The organism is Streptomyces echinoruber (assembly GCF_014651135.1).
Lineage (GTDB): Bacteria > Actinomycetota > Actinomycetes > Streptomycetales > Streptomycetaceae > Streptomyces > Streptomyces echinoruber.
In genome coordinates this window covers 41795-60030 of sequence record NZ_BMWH01000029.1, presented here as the reverse complement: position 1 = coordinate 60030, position 18236 = coordinate 41795, and the positions used below count along the sequence as shown (strand labels likewise).

At 73.1% G+C, this 18236-nt stretch carries 13 protein-coding genes and 1 pseudogene; 3 read left to right on the top strand and 11 right to left on the bottom strand.

Translation table 11 applies throughout. From position 1 onward, the window contains the following. Positions 1-8 precede the first annotated feature (8 nt). The gene (locus IE225_RS27060) at positions 9-920 is read right to left on the bottom strand and encodes an SCO4651 family lipoprotein (protein ID WP_190060272.1); all 912 of its coding nucleotides are present in this window, start codon (positions 918-920) and stop codon (positions 9-11) included. Positions 921-1073: 153 nt separating this feature from the next. On the opposite strand from IE225_RS27060, the gene IE225_RS27055 reads away from it, so the two are divergent. Then, positions 1074-1280: a hypothetical protein gene (locus IE225_RS27055; protein ID WP_190060243.1), complete on the top strand. Its 207-nt coding sequence runs from the start codon at positions 1074-1076 to the stop codon at positions 1278-1280. A 104-nt stretch (positions 1281-1384) separates the two neighbouring features. Here the strand turns inward: IE225_RS27055 and IE225_RS27050 are convergent, their stop codons facing one another. The 5 genes from IE225_RS27050 to IE225_RS27030 all read right to left on the bottom strand — a co-directional run bounded on the left by IE225_RS27050 (position 1385) and on the right by IE225_RS27030 (position 8809). Further along, complete coding sequence (locus tag IE225_RS27050) at positions 1385-1846, bottom strand: NUDIX hydrolase (protein WP_190060242.1); 462 nt, start codon at positions 1844-1846, stop codon at positions 1385-1387. 55 nt (positions 1847-1901) lie between these two features. Next, entirely contained in the window at positions 1902-3161 is a 1260-nt protein-coding gene (locus tag IE225_RS27045; protein WP_373303280.1) for a CHAD domain-containing protein, read from the bottom strand. After that, complete coding sequence (locus IE225_RS27040; protein WP_229880102.1) at positions 3142-5487, bottom strand: RNA degradosome polyphosphate kinase; 2346 nt, start codon at positions 5485-5487, stop codon at positions 3142-3144. Before IE225_RS27040 ends, IE225_RS27045 begins: the two co-directional genes overlap by 20 nt. An 836-nt stretch (positions 5488-6323) precedes the next feature. Then, positions 6324-7244, bottom strand: coding sequence for a mycothiol synthase (mshD, locus tag IE225_RS27035; RefSeq protein ID WP_190060240.1), 921 nt, complete (start codon positions 7242-7244; stop codon positions 6324-6326). A gap of 254 nt (positions 7245-7498) precedes the next feature. Further along, entirely contained in the window at positions 7499-8809 is a 1311-nt protein-coding gene (locus tag IE225_RS27030; protein ID WP_190060239.1) for a UDP-glucose dehydrogenase family protein, read from the bottom strand. 468 nt (positions 8810-9277) lie between these two features. Between IE225_RS27030 and IE225_RS27025 the strand changes: the two genes are divergently transcribed. Together IE225_RS27025 and IE225_RS27020 are read left to right on the top strand one after the other, a co-directional pair. Continuing rightward, the gene (locus tag IE225_RS27025) at positions 9278-10651 is read left to right on the top strand and encodes a glycosyltransferase (protein WP_190060238.1); all 1374 of its coding nucleotides are present in this window, start codon (positions 9278-9280) and stop codon (positions 10649-10651) included. Positions 10652-10881: 230 nt separating this feature from the next. After that, positions 10882-11957: pseudogene (locus IE225_RS27020) on the top strand (LCP family protein); the annotation flags it as partial. Positions 11958-12023: 66 nt separating this feature from the next. On the opposite strand, the gene IE225_RS27015 reads toward IE225_RS27020, so the two are convergent. The 5 genes from IE225_RS27015 to IE225_RS26995 form a co-directional block, all read right to left on the bottom strand. Beyond that, a complete protein-coding gene (locus IE225_RS27015; protein ID WP_190060236.1) occupies positions 12024-13481 on the bottom strand; it encodes a sensor histidine kinase in 1458 nt (485 codons plus the stop codon). Beyond that, complete coding sequence (locus IE225_RS27010; protein WP_190060235.1) at positions 13478-14212, bottom strand: response regulator transcription factor; 735 nt, start codon at positions 14210-14212, stop codon at positions 13478-13480. The genes IE225_RS27015 and IE225_RS27010 overlap by 4 nt, the downstream gene beginning before the upstream one ends. Before the next feature lie 232 nt (positions 14213-14444). After that, the gene (locus IE225_RS27005; protein ID WP_190060234.1) at positions 14445-15668 is read right to left on the bottom strand and encodes a S1C family serine protease; all 1224 of its coding nucleotides are present in this window, start codon (positions 15666-15668) and stop codon (positions 14445-14447) included. A gap of 364 nt (positions 15669-16032) precedes the next feature. Next, positions 16033-17058 (bottom strand): LacI family DNA-binding transcriptional regulator, encoded by a 1026-nt coding sequence (locus IE225_RS27000; RefSeq protein ID WP_190060233.1) that lies wholly within the window; start codon positions 17056-17058, stop codon positions 16033-16035. Positions 17059-17163: 105 nt separating this feature from the next. After that, on the bottom strand, positions 17164-17970 hold the full coding sequence (locus IE225_RS26995) for a response regulator transcription factor (protein ID WP_190060232.1): 807 nt from the start codon (positions 17968-17970) through the stop codon (positions 17164-17166). Positions 17971-18236: the final 266 nt, after the last annotated feature.

Here is an 18236-nt window from a genome sequence, read left to right as displayed (position 1 = left end):
TCCACGGACTAGTTCGATGGCCGGTTCTCGTCCCGGGCGGTCCCGGGCTCCTCGTCGCCGCCCTCGCCCCCGCCCTCGCCGTCGTTCTCGGCGATGTGGCCCGCGTAGATGTCGTGCGGGCGGGGCAGGCGTACGGCGGCGGGGGCGCCGAAGTCGTACAGGAGCGTGGTGGAGGCGACCGCGACGATGGCCTTGCGCTGCCCGTTGACGAAGCTGAAGCGGTGCCGGAGCTTGCGGATGCGGCCCTGTTCGTCGAGGTAGACGTCGAACGGCACCTCGGCCGTGGCGAACCCGCGCGCCGCCGCGCGCAGGGCGGGGGCGTTGCCCGGGGAGGCGGCGCGGGCGGCCAGGGCGAGGTCGGCGGTGCCGCGGTAGTGCCGCACCGGGGTACCGGCCAGGACGCTGGTGCCCAGGTACGTGGCGGTGCGCGTGCCGCGCAGCACCTCGGCGGCGGCGTACGGGTCGGTGGCGCCGCCGGTGACCAGGTTGCCGTCGGAGAGGGCGGCCGCCTGGATGCGGACCCACTTGTCGGCGGGGACGCCGGCGCCCCGGTTCTTCATGTAGAGGGCGCCGGGGGTGAGGAGCTCGGTGATCGGGCGGTGCTCGCTCGCCCCCGTCGGGTCCTGCGGCAGGCGCACGGTCAGCCGTCCCCGCCGGGCGCGGAAGTCGTAGACGCCCTCGCCGCGGATGGTGACGCGGGTGCCGCCGGTGGCCATCTCCATCGCCGTACGGGCCCGGGAGGTGCCCGCCGCGTCCAGCGCGCCGGCGGCCCGGCGCAGGGTGCGGACCGCGTCACCGGCGCCGTGCGGGTTCTCGGCGGCGGCGGGGCTGCCGGAGCAGCCGGCGGCACCGGCGCAGACGCCGACCATGAGCCCGGCGGCGAGAACCGCCCCGCCGTTGTGCCAGTGCCGCTGCGCCATCGCCGTCCAACCCCCAGCCGGTACGTCCGTCACGGGCACCCTGTCGTTCCGGTTAACGACGGGTAGGGGGGACCCGTCACGCGGCCGGCGGCCCCCGCGGCCGGCGTCCGTGGCGCGAACGGGCCGTTCACCTTGCTCGGTTACCGTGCCCGCGTGGCGCAGTACAGCGAACTCGGTCCGGTCCAAGACGACAGGGACGACGACACGGACGACGACACGGACGGGGAGCACCGCACGACCACCGTCGAGCAGGGCCGTTTCTGTGTGGCCCGGTGCGCCTGCGGCTGGCGCGGCCCGGCCCGCCGCGCGCGCAGCGCGGCGCGGGCGGACGCCGAGGAGCACGCGGCGGACGGTGGCTGAAAAGCCCCGGGACGGCCCGCCGGTGCCGGTCGGGCGGGGGCCGGCGGTTCGGGGGCCTGGTGGTTGGGGGGAGCAGGCGGTCGGGCGGTCGGACGGTCCGGTGGTCAGGTGGCCTTGAGGACCGCCAGCAGGTCGTCCACCAGGAGCCGGTCGCGGGGCTGGGTGAGGCGGTCGCGGGCCGCGGCCGGCGGCAGCCACAGGACGCGGTCCACCTCCTCGTTCGGGACGAAGCGGCCCGAGACGGCCTCGGCCGCCCAGTAACGCACCTGCTTGGGGCGGCCGTTGGCCACGTATCGCATCGTGCGCAGCTCCGCGCCGGGGGAGGCGGTGCAGCCCGTCTCCTCCTCGACCTCGCGCAGGGCGCCCGCGAGCGGGTCCTCGCCGCGCTTCACCTTGCCCTTGGGCCAGGACCAGTCGTCGTACTTGGGCCGGTGGACGAGGCACAGTTCGAGTCCGCCGTCCACCGGGGAACGGCGCCACAGGACGCAGCCGGCCGCCTGGACGGTGGCGGAGTCCTCGGAAGCCGAGGGGGCCTTGGGGTCTTCAGGGTCCTCAGGGCGGGTCACCGGTGTTCACGCCTCCTCGGGGCGGGGGACGCCCGGCCGGCGGGGGCCGGCCGGGTCAGGGGGTGCCGACGGCCTCCTTCTGCCACGACTGCTGGAAGGCGAACCTGGCCGCCTCCACCTCGTGCCGCTGGTCGGCGTGGAGCACGCCGAGGGCGTACGCCGTCGCCGGGGCGATCCGGGGGGTGCGCGCCGCCTGGGCCGCCGCCGCGGCCGCCTCGGCGGCGTCGCGGTGCCGGTCGAGGGCCTGGCCGGCGGCCAGCAGGCGCGGGTCGGCGGACGCCTCGTCGCCGAGCAGCACCTCGCGGGCGTAGCGGTGCAGGCGCAGCAGCAGGCGGACCTGGTGCCAGGGGGCGTCCTGCGGGTGCGGGCTCGGGTCCGCGGACAGGCCGTGCAGCAGCGCCGCCGCGTTGTACGGGCTGCCCGCCGTCACCAGCGGCAGCGCGGCCACCGCGGCCGTGAGCCGTTCCTCGGCCGCCGCGGCGAGCGGACGCAGGTCGGCGCCGGCCGCGGCGCGGGCCAGCGGGACCTCGCTGGCCAGGACGGCGACCTTGTCGGCGACCGCGTGGAAGCGGCTGGAGCCCAGCGCCTGCAGGGCCGTGGAATGGGCCCGGGTACGGGCGAGGGTGAGCCGGCGTTCGAGCAGCGCGCCCGCCTTCGCCGCGCCCACGGTGAGGTGGCCGCGGTCCGGGGGCGCCGCGGCGGGGACGCCCGGGCCGGTGCCGCCGGAGGCCGCCGCGGCCGCCGCCCCCGCTCGGTCCCGAACGCCCGCGACCGGCTGCTCCGTTATCGGGGAGACACGCATTGTCCCGGCGATACGACCGCCCGCGCCGACGCCCCGCGCCTGCCCGGGCGTGGCCGCGCCCGACAGCCGGTGCAGCGCCGCCAGCAGCCGCTCCAGACGGGCCGCGTAGGCGTGCTCCAGCGCCAACGTGCCCGACACCCACGCCAGTTCGGGACGCACCTCATCGGACCAGTCGGGGTCCAGGACGGCGCGGAAGGTGTGCAGGCTGCCGCTGATACGGCGGGCGGAGCGGCGCAGGGCGCGCGCCGCTTCGACGGACTCCCGGGTGCCGTGGCCGGCCCCGCCCCCGCTCTCCCGGTGCAGGCGCAGCGCGCGGAGGAACTCCGTGGCCTGGGCCCGCAGATAGTCCGCGAGGGCGTCGGCGGTGGGGGCGCCCACCTGCCCACGGGGGTCCTTCCGCTCACGGGGGTCCCTCCGCTCCCGGGGATCTCCCCGCTCGAACGGGGGAGAGGCCGAGAGCCTGGGGGACGGCCCGGCGGCCGGGTCCGTCGGGTCAAGGTGTTGCTGTGCCACGCCGGCGCCTCCGGGCGTCTATGAGCATCTCCTGGATGTTGCGCAGGGGTTGGCCGTCCGCGTCGGTCGCGTGCCGGCTCCACTCGCCGTCCGGGCCGAGGTGCCAGGAGGCGGTGGTGTCGGACATGCCGGTCTCCAGGAGCCGGTTGAGGGCCGAGCGGTGGGCCGGGTCCGCGATGCGGACCAGCGTCTCGACCCGGCGGTCGAGGTTGCGGTGCATCATGTCGGCGCTGCCGATCCACACCTCCGGCTCGCCGCCGTTGCCGAAGGCGAAGATCCGGGAGTGTTCCAGGAAGCGGCCGAGAACGGAGCGGACCCGTATGTTCTCCGACAGGCCCGCGACACCCGGGCGCAGCGCGCAGATGCCGCGCACCCACACGTCCACCGGCACGCCCGCCTGGGACGCGCGGTAGAGGGAGTCGATGAGCGCCTCGTCGACGATGGAGTTGACCTTGATGCGGACGGAGGCGGGGCGTCCGGCGCGGTGGTGCTTGATCTCGCGGTGGACGCGGGAGATCAAGCCGTCGCGCAGGGACTTGGGGGCCACCAGCAGGCGCCGGTAGGTCTCGCGGCGCGAGTAGCCGGACAGCCGGTTGAACAGGTCGGAGAGGTCGGCGCCGACCTGCGGGTCGGCCGTGAGCAGGCCGAGGTCCTCGTAGAGGCGGGCCGTCTTGGGGTTGTAGTTGCCGGTGCCGACGTGGCTGTAGCGGCGCAGGGTGTCGCCCTCCTGGCGGACCACCAGCGACAGCTTGCAGTGGGTCTTCAGGCCGACCAGGCCGTAGACCACGTGGCAGCCGGCCTCCTCCAGCTTGCGCGCCCACTTGATGTTGGCGTGTTCGTCGAAGCGGGCCTTGATCTCCACCAGGACCAGGACCTGCTTGCCGGCCTCGGCGGCGTCGATGAGCGCGTCGACTATGGGGGAGTCGCCCGAGGTGCGGTACAGGGTCTGCTTGATGGCCAGCACGTCCGGGTCGGCCGCCGCCTGCTCCAGGAACGCCTGCACCGAGGTGGAGAAGGAGTCGTAGGGGTGGTGCAGCAGCACGTCGCGGCTGCGCAGCGCGGCGAAGATGTCCGGCGGGGAGGCCGACTCGACCTCCGCCAGGTCGCGGTGGGTGCCGGCGACGAACTTCGGGTACTTCAGCTCGGGCCGGTCCAGGGCGGCGATGCGGAACAGGCCGGTCAGGTCGAGCGGGCCGGGCAGCGGGTAGACCTCGGCCTCGCTGATCTTCAGCTCGCGCACCAGGAGGTCGAGCACCTCCCGGTCGATGGACTCCTCCACCTCCAGGCGCACCGGCGGGCCGAAACGGCGCCGCATGAGCTCCTTCTCCAGGGCCTGCAGCAGGTTCTCGGCGTCGTCCTCCTCCACCTCCAGGTCCTCGTTGCGGGTGAGGCGGAAGGTGTGGTGCTCCAGCACCTCCATGCCCGGGAACAGCTCCTCCAGGTAGGCGGCGATGACGTCCTCGATGGGGACGTAGCGGCCCGGGGAGCTCTCCAGGAAGCGGGAGAGCAGCGGCGGCACCTTGACGCGGGCGAAGTGGCGGTGCCCGGTGACGGGGTTGCGCACGACGACCGCGAGGTTGAGGGAGAGGCCGGAGATGTAGGGGAAGGGGTGCGCCGGGTCGACCGCCAGCGGGGTCAGCACCGGGAAGATCTGGTTGCGGAACAGGGTGCCCAGGCGGGCCTGCTCCTTGTCGTCCAGCTCCTGCCAGCGGACGATGTGGATGCCCTCCTCGGCGAGGGCGGGCGCGACGTCCTCCTGGAAGGCGGCCGCGTGCCGGGCCATCAGCTCGCGCGAGCGGGCCCAGATCATCTCCAGCACCTCGCGCGGCTGCAGGCCGGACGCGGAGCGGGTGGCCACGCCGGTGGCGATACGGCGCTTCAGGCCGGCGACGCGGACCATGAAGAACTCGTCCAGGTTGCTGGCGAAGATCGCGAGGAAGTTGGCGCGTTCCAGCAGCGGGGTGGCGGGGTCCTCGGCCAGCTCCAGGACGCGCTCGTTGAACTGCAGCCAGCTGCGCTCCCGGTCGAGGAAACGGCCCTGCGGGAGCTCCACCTCCTCGGGCCGGGCCTCCTCGTAGGTGTCGAGGCCGGCGTCGAGGTCCGGGGCCAGACCCGTGCCCGGATCCGACTCCGCGACCGTGTGGGACCGGTGGGCGGCGAGGGAGCCCACGGACGGCTGGGCGTCCGGACGGGGGCGGCCGTCCTGGAGGGAGCGGCCGTCCTGGAGGGGGGTGGCGTGCGAAGCAGCGCCGCGACCCGAAGGGTCTCCCCTGCGGGCGGTACGGGGAGACGGGTGGGACTCTGCCGGGGCGTTCTGCTGGCTCATGAACCCATTCTTCCGCGCGGGGAGCGTGTCAGGCGCGTTGGAGCGGGGATGCGGGAGCGCGGCGATCCTGCGGGCGTCCCCGTTCCCCGCGGCCCCCTCGGGAGGGGGTGAAGGCTCTGGCACGGCGGCGTCATTGGCCGAGCCTCGCAAGGCAGTCTGAATCAGCGGTTACGGGGACATGACGTGCGGGATATCCGGGGACGGCTCGCGGGGACTTCGGGGTGTCGCACAGAGTGACGGGTCGTGTTCTCTCCGTTGACGTCGTGTGAGGTCTTCGTCCTCTCCCCGGACCGTGCGGGACCGGTTCTAGGACCGTGGGGGACCGGTCCCCGGACTGGGCGGGAGCGGCGAGGGCCGGCTCGTCCGGTGGAAAGGCGCGGGCGGGACCGGGAGCGACGAGGGCTGACGCGGGCCGTCGCGGGCCGTCGCGGCGGCGCGGGGCCGGCGCGCCCGCGGGGAGCCGTACCGGCGGCGTGCGCCGTGGCGCACCACACCCGCCCGCGCGGGCGGCGCACGGCACGGACACCGGTGGCGACGGCGCGCAGGAGCCGTTTCCGGCCGTGCGGAGCCGCCGGCGTGAGCACGGGAGCGCGCGGAACGCACGGAACGCGCCCGCAGGCCGTGATCACCGGCGGACCCGCCACCGTAAGGCGGCGGCCGTCCTGCTCGGCGCCCGTCCCGCCTGGGGAGGGGCGTCTCCGCCGCGGGGGACCTGAGGCGCCCAGGGGGCTGAGGCGCCCGGGGGTCTGGGACGCCCGGAGGCCGAGACCCCGCGGGGAGCCCGGATGCCCCGGGGAGCCCGGGGGCCCCGGGGCACCCAGACCAGGAGCCGGCGGTCAGGTCTCCGTCCGGTACATCAGGTCCGTCTCGTACGTCCGGAACCCCAGCCGCTCGTACACCGACACCGCCGCCTTGTTGTCGGCGTCGACGTACAGCATCGCCGTGGGCAGCCCCTGCGCTTTGAGGTGGCGCAGGCCGATGGTGGTGAGGGCCCGGCCGAGGCCGCCGCCCTGGGCGCCGGGGCGCACCCCGACGACGTACACCTCGCCGAGCTGCTCCTCGGCGTGGACCTTGGTCCAGTGGAAGCCGGCCAGTTCACCGTCGCGTTCGGCGAGGAAGAAGCCCCGGGGGTCGAACCACGGCTCGGCCTTGCGGTCGTCGAGGTCGCGCTGGGTGAGGGAGCCCTGCTCGGGGTGGTGCGCGAAGGCCTCGGCGTTGACGGCGAGCCAGGCCGCGTCGTCCTGCCCGGGCACGAAGGTGCGGACGGTCACGCCGGGCGGAAGCTGCGGTTCGGGCGCGTCGAAGTCGTCCAACGACCGCCGCATCTGCCGCAGTTCGCGGAAGAGGATGAGGCCGAGCACCTGGGCGAGGTGCCGGGCGGCCGGGTGCCCGCCGTGCGCCCACACCCGCAGCCGCCGGCCCGAGGCGTTCAGCAGGGCGGTGCCGAGCGCCCGGCCGTGGCCGTGGCCGCGGTGCGCGGGGTGGACGACCAGCTCGGCGGCCGGCGCCTCCACCGGGTCGGTGTCCTCGAGCTGGGCGTAACCGACGAGTTCGCCGCCGACGGTGAGCAACAGGTGGGAGACGCCCGGGCGTTCGCCGCCGCGCAGCGCCAGCCTGCCCTGCTCCGACACCGCCTGCTGCCCGTCCACACGGGCGGCCTCGGCGAGCAGCCCGGACACGGCCTCGGCCTGGTCCGGGGTGAGCGCGGCGCAGGTCTGCAGGGCGCGGGCGGGCGGTGCGGTGTCGTCGCTGGTCATGCGTATGAGCGTAAGCGACGGAAGGCCGGCGGACGGCCTTCGGTCCTTTCCCGCTTTCGGTCCGGGTCAGCCGGATGCTGGGCGACGGCGATCTGGAACAAGCCGGCGATCCGGCGTCCGGCGGTGGGCATGTGCCCGGGCGGTGGATGCTGTCCCCGGGGAGGGTCCGCACGGCTTGCCGTGGGTGCGAAGACTGCCGGAAGGCCGGCGGTCCTGGTACTGCCGGCTGAAGGAGGAAAGGGCCGGCAGCGGGTTCAGCACCGGGGCCGGACCGTGGCGCGTCCCACGCTCATACAGGTGTAGCCGGCACGTGCGAGGGCGTGAGGATCGAACATGTTGCGCCCGTCGAAGAGCAGTGGGTTGCGCATGGCGGAGCGCGCCTGTTCCCAGTCCACGTCGTGGAGCTGGGGCCATTCGGTGACGACGATGGCGGCGTCTGCGCCGGCGAGGGCTTCGACGACGGTGGGGCGGCGCTCCACCGCGTTCCAGGGCGCGGCGTCGGCCGGGCGTGCCATGGGATCCCAGCAGGTGAGGAGGGCGCCTTCGGCGAGGAGGCGGCAGGCCAGGACGGTGCTGGGGGCTTCGCGCATGTCGTCGGTGCCGGGTTTGAAGGTCATGCCGAGCAGGGCCACGCGCCGCTGGGCGAGGGTGCCGAGTTCGGTCTTCAGGCGCTGGACGGCGCGGCGGGGCTGGAGGTCGTTGACCTCGATGACGGCGTTGAGGAGCTGGAAGGAGTAACCGGTGTTGCTGGCCATGGCGCGCAGGGCACGGGAATCCTTGGGGAAACAGGACCCGCCGTAACCGAGCCCGGCGTTGAGGAAGTGGCGGCCGAGACGGTGGTCCATGCCGACGGCGTCGGCCACGCGGGTGACGTCGGCGCCGGTCGCCTCACAGAGGGTGGCTATCTCGTTGATGAAGGTGATCTTCGTGGCGAGCAGGGCGTTGGAGGCGAGCTTGACCATTTCGGCGGAGGCGACGTCCATGTGCTGGACGGGGCCGTCGATGCCGGCGTGCAGCTCGGCCAGCAGCGCGGCGGTGGCGTGGTCGGAGGTTCCGATGACGATGCGGTCGGGGTGGAGGAAGTCGGTGACGGCGCGGCCTTCGGCGGTGAACTCCGGGTTGGACGCGTAACCGACGTGCCCGAGGCCGGCCTTGTCGAGGGCGGCCCGGATGCGCGCGCCGGTGCCGACCGGCACGGTCGATTTGACGACGACGGCGTTGAGGTGGTCGGCGTCCTTGAGAGCCTCGACGACGGCCCAGACGCGGGAGAGGTCGGCGTCCCCGGAGGCGGTGGGCGGAGTGTCGACGCAGATGTAGGCGACTTCCGCGTCGTGGACCGCCTCCGCGGCGTCCAGGGTGTAGCTCAGACGCTCCTTGTTGTCGGCCAGCAGATCACCCAGGCCCGGTTCGTAGATGGGCACGTCTCCGGCGTTCAGCAGGCGAATGCGTTCGGGCTGAATGTCGCGGACGACGACCCGGTGGCCCAAGTGGGCGAAGCAGGCGGCGGTGACCAGTCCGATGTAACCGGCACCGAAGACGGCGATGCTCCGGGCAGTGCCCTGCATACGGGACTCCGTTCATGACTGTCGGGACGGATGTGATCCTGCGTCAGCAGGCGGGTGTCGCCCCGCGGGGCGCGGCGAGGGCGGCGCGAGGCCGGCTGCGGCCAGGTCTCCTGTGGACCGGTTTCGCCGAAGCGTACGGAGGCCCACAAGGCCGTTACCTGGGGCTATGTCTCCCTGTGATCAACCCGTAATGATTTTCTACTTTCAACAACTCCGCATGATATACACGTCCCTCACAAGTTCTTCACGTTAGAACATCCTTTTCCGCGACCTGGGGGGAACCATGTCTGGAATCGGACAGATTGCGCGAACCGGCATGTTCGCCCATGTCTTCCGAGGGGCCGGCCGTTCGCCGGCCGGCCGGCGAACGGCCGGCGCGGAACGCGCTGTCACCGGCGCCGTCCTCGCGGCGGGTCCTCTCGCGGGGATCCGCCGCGTCGTTGAGGCCGCCTCGGCAGGTGACAGGGCGTGAACCTGCACCTGTCCACGTACGGGATGGCCGTCGGCTGCGTCCTCGCGCTCAAACTCCTGCTGTCCATCCCCCGCCCCGGGCGCGGCCGTGCGCGGAAGCGCCGCGGCGACGCCCGCAGAGGGAACGCGCTGACGCTGCACGGCGTCATCACGGTCTACAACGAATCACCGGCCATGCTCCGCCGGTGCCTGGAGTCGCTCCTGGCGCAGAAGCGGCCGCTGGGCTCCCTCACCGTGGTGGACGACTGTTCCACGACGCGCGACGCCGAACAGGTCGTCGCGGCTCTGAAGCCGCGGTTCCACGAAGCCGGGATCGCGATCAACCTGATCCGTTTCCCGGAGAACCGGGGCAAGCGGCACGGCCTGGCCGCGGGATTCGCGGACGCTCCCGACGCCGACGTCTATGTGTGCATCGACTCCGACACGGTCCTGGACGAGTGGGCGGTGGAGGAGCTGCTGGGTCCCTTCAGCCACCGCCGGGTCACGTGCGTGACGGGACTCGTGCTCGCCCACAATCGGGCGGTGAATCTGCTCACCCGTCTGATCGACATGCGCTACGTCAACGCCTTCCTCGGCGAACGCGTCGCGTACAGCAGGCTCGGCTCGGTCCTGTGCGCGTGCGGGTCCCTGGCGGCATACCGCGGCTGGGTTGCCCGCAAGTATGTCGACGACTTCCTCAACCAGCGCTTCCTCGGCAAACCCGCCACCTTCGGCGACGACCGCCGCCTGACCTACTACTGCCTGATCGAGGGCCGTTCCCTCATCCAGCCCGCCGCGGTGGGCTGGACCGACGTCCCCGAGAAGCTCGGCCACTACGTGCGCCAGCAGATCCGCTGGGGCAAGTCGTTCTTCCGCGAGGGCATCCTCCTGGCTGTCCGCCTGAGGTTCGCCCACCGCACCTTCTGGTGGCTGAACCTTCTGGAGCTCGTCACATGGGTGGCGTTCACCAGCGCCCTGCTCGCCGCGCTGGTCATGATCGTCGTGCACCCCGCCAGCTGGAAGATCCTGGCTGGATACACCGGCTACATCTGTCTCATGTCCTGGATCAGGTCTCTGCACTACCTGCGGAAGGCTATTGACATACCGTTCGCCGACCGGGTCTTCACCTTCGCCTGTGCCCCGCTGTACGCCTTGCTCAACCTCGGTCTCCTGTTGCCGCTCCGGCTGTACTCCCTGGCCACGCTGAACAAGACCGAGTGGGGAACCCGGCAGAACGGCGCGGAGATCACCAAGGCGGAGGACGCGCTGCTCGCCAAGAGCGACCGGGCCGCAGTCCCGCCGTACGGAACGGCACGTCCCGTGACGGCCGATCCTTCGGTGGACGCGACGTTGCAGCTCCGGCGCTACGAAGTTCCCACGTCGGCGTCATAGCGAGGTACTCCGCCCCGTCGTCGCGCCGTGCGCCGTGGGGCAACCGAGCCTGCGCCAGCCGGAGAAGCCGGATCGGAGAGGCGCCGCCGGGGAATTTTGCCGACCCCGGCGGCGGACAGCGAGAGCCTGCCACCCGCCTGCCTGCACGCACAGACCTGTCCACAGCCCTTGAGCGCCGCCCTGGACGCTCGTATGCCGCACGAACCCCGGCACCGAGGAACCGAGCAGATATGGAACATGACACCGAAGTCTCCCCGTCTCACCGCGGAGAAACCGGCCGCGGGCGCCGAGGACGCCGGCTCCGACGCCTGCGCCGTGCGGCCGTCTACGGCCTGCTCGTCCTGGCGGTCGCGGGGTGCGGCGCCGGTTACTGGCTGTACAGCAGCCTTGAGAAGAACATCAAAGGCATCGCGATCGACAAGGCGCTCGGTGACGACCGGCCGTCCAGACAGCCCGCCGCAGGGCAGAACATCCTGGTACTGGGATCCGACTCGCGAGCCGGCGCCAACGCCGCGCTGAAGACGGGCACCGTCTCCGGAGCGCGCTCCGACACCGCATTGGTGATCCACGTGGCCCAGGATCGCAAGAAGGCCGTCGCCGTCAGCATTCCGCGCGACACCTTGGTCACCCGTCCCCGGTGCACCGGGCCGGACGGCACCGAAGTGGCCCCGGCTCAACGCGTCATGTTCAACTCCGTCTATTCCCAGGGCGGTCCGGCCTGTGTGGTCAAGACCGTCGAGCACATGTCCCGCGTACGGATCGACCACTATGTGGAGATCGACTTCTCCGGATTCAAGGAACTGGTCGACGCGATGGGCGGAGTGACCGTCACGGTCGACCGGGACATCCACGACTCCTTCAGCGGTCTGGACCTGACCGCCGGCACACACCGGCTGAACGGCATCCAATCCTTGCGGTTCGTACGCACCCGGCATGGCATCGGCGACGGCAGCGACCTGGGCCGGATCAGACTCCAGCAGCAGTTCGTGCTCGCCCTGCTGAACGAGGTCAAGAAGCAGAAGCTGCTGGAAAACCCCGCCAAGGCGTACAGAATCGCCGACTCGCTGACGGCGGCGCTCACCACCGACTCGGGTCTCGCTTCCCTGACCGGGCTGATGGAATTCGGTCGCAGCATGAGCGAGGTGGACCCGTCGGCCGTCGAAATGATCATGCTTCCGGTCGTGTACGACAAGCACGACCCCAACCGGGTCGTGCCCGCCGAGCCACAGGCGACCGCCCTGTGGAAAACGATCCGCACCGACGCGCCCGTTCCCGCATCCGCGAAGAAGCCCCGGTGACCGGTGGTTCCCGACGCCGGAGGCCCACGCAGGGCCGTGGGCACGCCTCCAAGAACCCGCCCGCGACCGCCGGCCTACGGCGTCCCGGGCGGCGGCGTCGGTGCCCCCGGCAGCCGGATCGTCGCCACCGTGCCGCCGCCCTGCGCGGGAGCCAGGGACACCTCACCGCCCGCCTGCTGCACCGTGCGGGCCACGATGGACAGGCCCAGGCCGGAGCCGGGCAGGGCACGCGCGGACGGCGAGCGCCAGAAGCGGTCGAAGACGTGGGGGAGTTCGTCGGCGGGGATGCCGGGACCGTGGTCGCGGACGGTGAGCACGCCGTCGGCGAGCCGCACCTCGACCGTGCCGCCCTCGGGACTGAACTTCACCGCGTTGTCCAGGATGTTGACCACCGCGCGCTCCAGCGAGGACGGCTCCGCCCGCACGTACCACGGCTGCACGTCCGCCGTGATCGTCAGCTCCGGGCCGCGCAGCCGGGCGCGGCGCAGCGCCGACTCCACGACGTCCTGCCACGCCACGATCCGCGTCCTGGCCGCGTGCTGGCCGGTGTCCGGGCGGGACAGCTCCTGCAGGTCGCTGATGAGGGCGGCCAGTTCGGTCATCTGCGCCCGCACGGAGGCCAGCAGCGCCTTGCGGTCCGCCGCCGGGATCGGGCGGCCCGTCTCCTCGCTGCGGGTGAGCAGTTCGATGTTGGTGCGCAGCGAGGTGAGCGGGGTGCGCAGTTCGTGGCCGGCGTCGGCGATGAGCTGCTGCTGCAGCTCGCGGGAGCTGGCCAGGGCGGTCGTCATCGAGTTGAAGGAGCGGGACAGGCGGGCGATCTCGTCGTCGCTGTCCTCGTCGACGGGAATGCGCACGCTCAGGTCCTCGGTGCGCGCCACGTGCTCGACGGCCTCCGTCAGCCGGTCGACCGGGCGCAGCCCCGCACGGGCCACGGCCAGGCCGGCGGCGCCGGCGCCGAGGACGCCGATGCCGGAGACCGCCAGGAGCAGCAGGGCCAGCTCGTTGAGGGTGGCCTCGGTGCTGTTGAGGGGCAGGGCGATGATCAGGGCCGCGTTCCGGGCGACGTAGTGGCCGTCGACGCCTTCGACCTCCAGCGCCGTCGTCAGCACGCGCACGGGGTTGCCGTCGCTGTCCGTGCCGTTGCGGAGCGTGCCGCGGCCGGGCTGGGGGTTCTTCGCCACCGCCTTGTCGCCGTCGGTGACCTTCACCATGGCCGGGGACGTGCCGTAGAGGCAGGCCGTGCCGTCCGACTGGACGATCTGCGTGTAGCCCTTGAACCGCGAGGGGAAGGGGAACGCCTGCGACGGCGACTGGGGGCAGGTGCCGAGCGTGGCCCGCACCTGGTCCACCGGCAGCGGGTGGGACATGCCGGACTTCAGGGCGTCGTTGATGTCGCCGTACAGCTTCCCCCGCACGATGAACCAGCACGTCACCGACACCGCCGCCACCGCGAACGCCACCGCCGCCGCCACCAGCAGCGCCAGGCGGGAACGGATCGGCAGGGACCGGTACCGGCGGACGAGCCGCGTCACTCCGCGCCGCCCTGCCGCAGCACGTACCCGACGCCGCGCACGGTGTGCACCAGGCGCGGCTCACCGCCGGCCTCGGTCTTGCGGCGCAGGTACATGACGTACACGTCGAGGGAGTTGGAGGACGGTTCGAAGTCGAAGCCCCAGACCGCCTTGAGGATCTGCTCCCGGGTGAGGACCTGGCGCGGGTGCGCCAGGAACATCTCCAGGAGCGTGAACTCGGTGCGGGTCAGCTCCACCGGCCGCCCGCCCCGGGTCACCTCGCGGGTGGCGAGGTCCATGCGCAGGTCGGCGAAGGCGAGGACGTTGCCGTCGTCGGCGGCGCCGGCCACCGAGACGGCGTAGGAGCTGCGCCGCAGCAGCGCGCGGATGCGGGCGAACAGCTCGTCCAGCTCGAAGGGCTTGACCAGGTAGTCGTCGGCGCCCGCGTCCAGCCCGGTCACACGGTCGCCGACCGTGTCGCGGGCGGTGAGCATCAGGATCGGGGTGGTGTCGCCGGCGCCGCGCATCCGGCGGGCGGCGGTGAGACCGTCCATGCGGGGCATCTGGATGTCGAGGACGACCAGGTCGGGCCGGTACGCGGCCGCCCTCTCCAGCGCCTGGGCGCCGTCGGCGGCGACCTCGGTGTCGTACCCCTCGAAGGCGAGGCTGCGCTGGAGTGCTTCGCGCACGGCCGGCTCGTCGTCGACGATCAGGATGCGCTGGAGGTCACGGTCGCCGTCGGAGGGGCTCATCGGTGTGGGGTTCCTCGGATGCGGTGGGGCGGTGGGCTGACGTTCTCAGCCTAAGACCGCGCCGGTGGACGGCCCCGGGCGCCGGAAGCCGGGCCGCGGGAGCCGGGCTTCGGGAGCCGGGCGCCCGGCTCCTGGCTCCCGGCCCGGAGGGTACGGCGCGGTCGGCCCGGAGGGTACGGCGCGGTCGGTGCGGCAGGCCGGGCGCGGTCGGTACGGCGGGCCGGGCGCCGGCTCAGTCGGTGGCGCCGGCGCGCAGCTTGGCGAGGTCCGCCTTGACGGTGTTGACGGGGATGGCGAAGCCGAGGCCGACGCTGCCGGCGTCGGACGACGAGGACGAGGAGGTGGAGGACGGCGAGTACATCGCGGAGTTGATGCCGACGACGTTGCCGTTCATGTCGATCAGCGCGCCGCCGGAGTTGCCCGGGTTGAGGGAGGCGTCGGTCTGGATGGCCTTGTACGTGGTCGTCCGCGAGCCCGTGTCGCCGTTGAACTGCCGGCCGCCGAACTCGAACGGCCAGCCGCCGTCCTGCTGGTCCTGCTGCCGGCCCGGGTCGCTCTCCACGGGCACGGTGACGTCCCGGTCCAGGGCGGAGACGATGCCGCTGGTGACGGTGCCGGTCAGGCCCTCGGGGGAGCCGATCGCGACGACCTGGTCGCCGACCCGCAGGCCGTCGGAGTTGCCGAGGGTGGCGGCCTTCAGCCCGGCGGCGCCCTCCAGTTTGACCAGTGCCAGATCCTTCTTGCTGTCGGTGCCGACGACCTTGGCGGTGTAGGACGTGCCGCTGCTGGTCGTCACCTTGATCGAGGAGGCGCCGGAGATCACGTGGTTGTTGGTGACGACCTCGCCGTCACCGGTGACGATCACGCCGGAGCCGGTGGACTCGCCGGCGCCGGAGGTGGCGTTGACCTGGACGACGCTCGGGCTGACCGCCTTGGCGATCGCGGCGATGCTGCCCCGCTGGCCGGCGGGTATGACGTGGGTGCTGGTGCTGCTGGAGGCGACGGTGCCGGTGCCGGTCAGCTCCTGGATGCCGTACGCGGTGCCGCCGCCCACCGCCGCGGCGACGATCGCCACCGCGGCCAGCAGCGAGGCCGGTCCGCGGGTGCGCCGCCCCGGCTGCGGGGCGGCCGGTACGGCGGAGAGCACCGCGGTGCCGCCACCGGGGCCGACGGGACCGGTGCCGCCGTACGCGGCGGCCCCGGGACCCCCGGGACCCCCGGGACCACCGGGACCACCGGGACCCTCGGGACCACCGGGACCACCGGGACCGGTGTGGCCGTACGTGGCGCCGGCGTGGCCGGCGGTGCCGTGGCCGTCCGCGACCGGGGCGTACGCCGGCGGGGGCGGCCACTCCGGGCTCACGGGCGAGGAAGCGTGCTGCCGGGGGTGGAGGGCCTGCTGCCGGCCGTCGCCCTGCGGGTCGTGCTCACCACTGCTGCGGAAGCTCTCGGTCATGCCCATGAGACTCTCGCGCGATCATGAGAGCCACCTGAGTGCCCGCTGAGAAGCCCGGCAGAACCTCGTATGCCCGATATAAAGGCGCCGCTCCCCGCGCAGGAGTGCCGCTTACCGCGCGGGGGCGCTGCTCCCCATGCGCGGGGGTGCTGCTCCCCATGCGCGGGGGTGCTGCTCCCCATGCGCGGGGGTGCTGCTCCCCATGCGCGGCGGTGCCGCTCCCCATGCGCGGCGGTGCCGCTCCCCACACGCGGGGGCGCCGCTCCCCATGCGCGGCGGTGCCGCTCCCCACACACGGGGGTGCCGCTCTCCGCGGCTGCGGGTCCGCGGGTCTGCGGGTCTGCGGGCCGCTTCGCGCCGCCCCTCAGCCTCCGCACCCGCACGAGCGCCGCACCACCAGCCGCGACGGGAACACCTTCAGCCGCTCCCGCCGCGACCCCGCGGCCCGCAGCCCGTCGTCCAGGACGAGGTCGACGGCGGCGCGGGCCATGGCCGGGCGGTCGGAGGCGACCGTCGTCAGCGGCGGGTCGGCGAGGGCGGCCTCCTTGATGTCGTCGAAGCCGGCCACGGCCAGCTCGCCGGGCACGTCGATGCGCAGCTCGCGGGCGGCCCGCAGCAGGCCGATGGCCTGGTCGTCGGTGGAGCAGAAGACGGCGGGCGGCCGGTCGGGGCCGGAGAGGATCTCCAGGCCGACCCGGTAGGCGTCGTAGCGGTTGTACGGCGCCTCGAACAGGCGGCCCTTGGTGGGAATGCCGGCCTCGGCCATGGCCCGGCGCCAGCCCTCGACGTGGTCGGAGACCGGGTCGCCCACGGGCGGGGTCTCGGCGGTGCCGCCCACGCAGGCGACGTAGTCGTGGCCGTGCTCCAGCAGGTGGCGGACGGCGAGCTGGGCGCCGCCCAGGTCGTCGGTGACGACGGCGACGTCGTCGAAGGCCTCGGGGCGTTCGTGCAGCAGCACCACGCGGGCGTCCCAGGCCTCGATCTCGGCGGCGGCCAGGTCGTTGAGGGCGTGGCTGACCAGGATCAGGCCCGACACCCGCATCCCGAGGAACGCCCGCAGGTAGTGGACCTCGCGTTCGGCGATGTAGTCGGAGTTGCCGACGAGGACCATCTTCCCGCGCTCGGAGGCGGCCTGCTCCACCGCGTGCGCCATCTCCCCGAAGAAGGGCTGGCGCGCGTCGGGCACGATCAGCCCTATGAGGTCCGTGCGCCGCGAGGCCATCGCCTGCGCGACCCGGTCGGGCCGGTAGCCCAGCTCCTTGATCGCTGCGAGGACACGCTCGCGCGTGGCCGGGGCGACCGGCCGGGGTCCGTTGTTGATGACATAACTGACGACGGCTGTGGACGTCCCCGCCAGCCGCGCCACGTCATCGCGAGTCACCTTCGCCACGCGCGGAGTCTACGCGGATATATCAAGCGCTGGGCAGGGCGTATCGCAGCCCGGACACCCGGACCGGACGCGCCCCCGCCCGGGCGCTACGCCCCCGCCCGGGCGCTACGCCTCCGCGGTCACCTCGACGGCGTCCACGCCCGTCTCGCCCGCCACGCTCGTCTCGCCGGCGTCGGCGGCCTTCGCCCGGCCCGCACCGGCCCTGGCCTCCTCGCGGCGGTCCGGCTCGCGGCGGTCCGGCTTCTCCGGGGTCACGAACCGGTAGCCGACGTTGCGCACGGTGCCGATCAGCGACTCGTGCTCGGGACCGAGCTTGGCGCGCAGGCGCCGCACGTGGACGTCGACGGTGCGGGTGCCGCCGAAGTAGTCGTAGCCCCACACCTCCTGCAGCAGCTGCGCGCGCGTGAAGACGCGGCCGGGGTGCTGCGCGAGGTACTTCAGCAGCTCGAACTCCTTGAAGGTCAGGTCCAGGACCCGGCCCTTGAGCTTGGCGCTGTAGGTCGCCTCGTCCACCGACAGGTCGCCGTTGCGGATCTCCATGGGGGAGTCGTCGCCGGCGATCTGCTGGCGGCCCATCGCCAGCCGCAGCCGGGCCTCCACCTCGGCCGGGCCCGCGGTGTCCAGCAGCACGTCGTCGATGCCCCAGTCGGCGGTGACGGCGGCCAGGCCGCCCTCGGTGACGACGAGGAGGAGCGGGCAGCCGGGCCCGGTGGAGCGCAGCAGCTGGCACAGGCTGCGCACCTGCGGCAGGTCGCGCCGGCCGTCCACCAGGATCACGTCGGCGCCGGGAGTGTCGACGAGGGCCGGGCCCTCCGCGGGCGCCACGCGCACGGTGTGCAGCAGCAGGCCGAGGGCGGGGAGCACCTCCGTCGACGGCTGGAGGGCGTTGGTCAGGAGCAGCAGGGAACTCATCGCGCCCCTCCCCGGAGTCCTCGGCTTGGCTCGAGCGGGGGAACCCCCGTGAGCAGGGGGGACCCCCATGCCCGGGTCGTCGTTCGTTCGTGCGCGGATCGCTCGGCCATAACGTCTGGTTCCTCCTCGGTCCCTGCGAGGACGTCTGCGGCACTGCTTGCGTTCGTGCGAATCCCGCGCCCCTGGGACCCGCTCTGCCCTATGCCATCGACGGGGCCGTACACCTGCGGTTTTTGACCGCTTTTGCCCGCGGTTTTGCCGCCCGT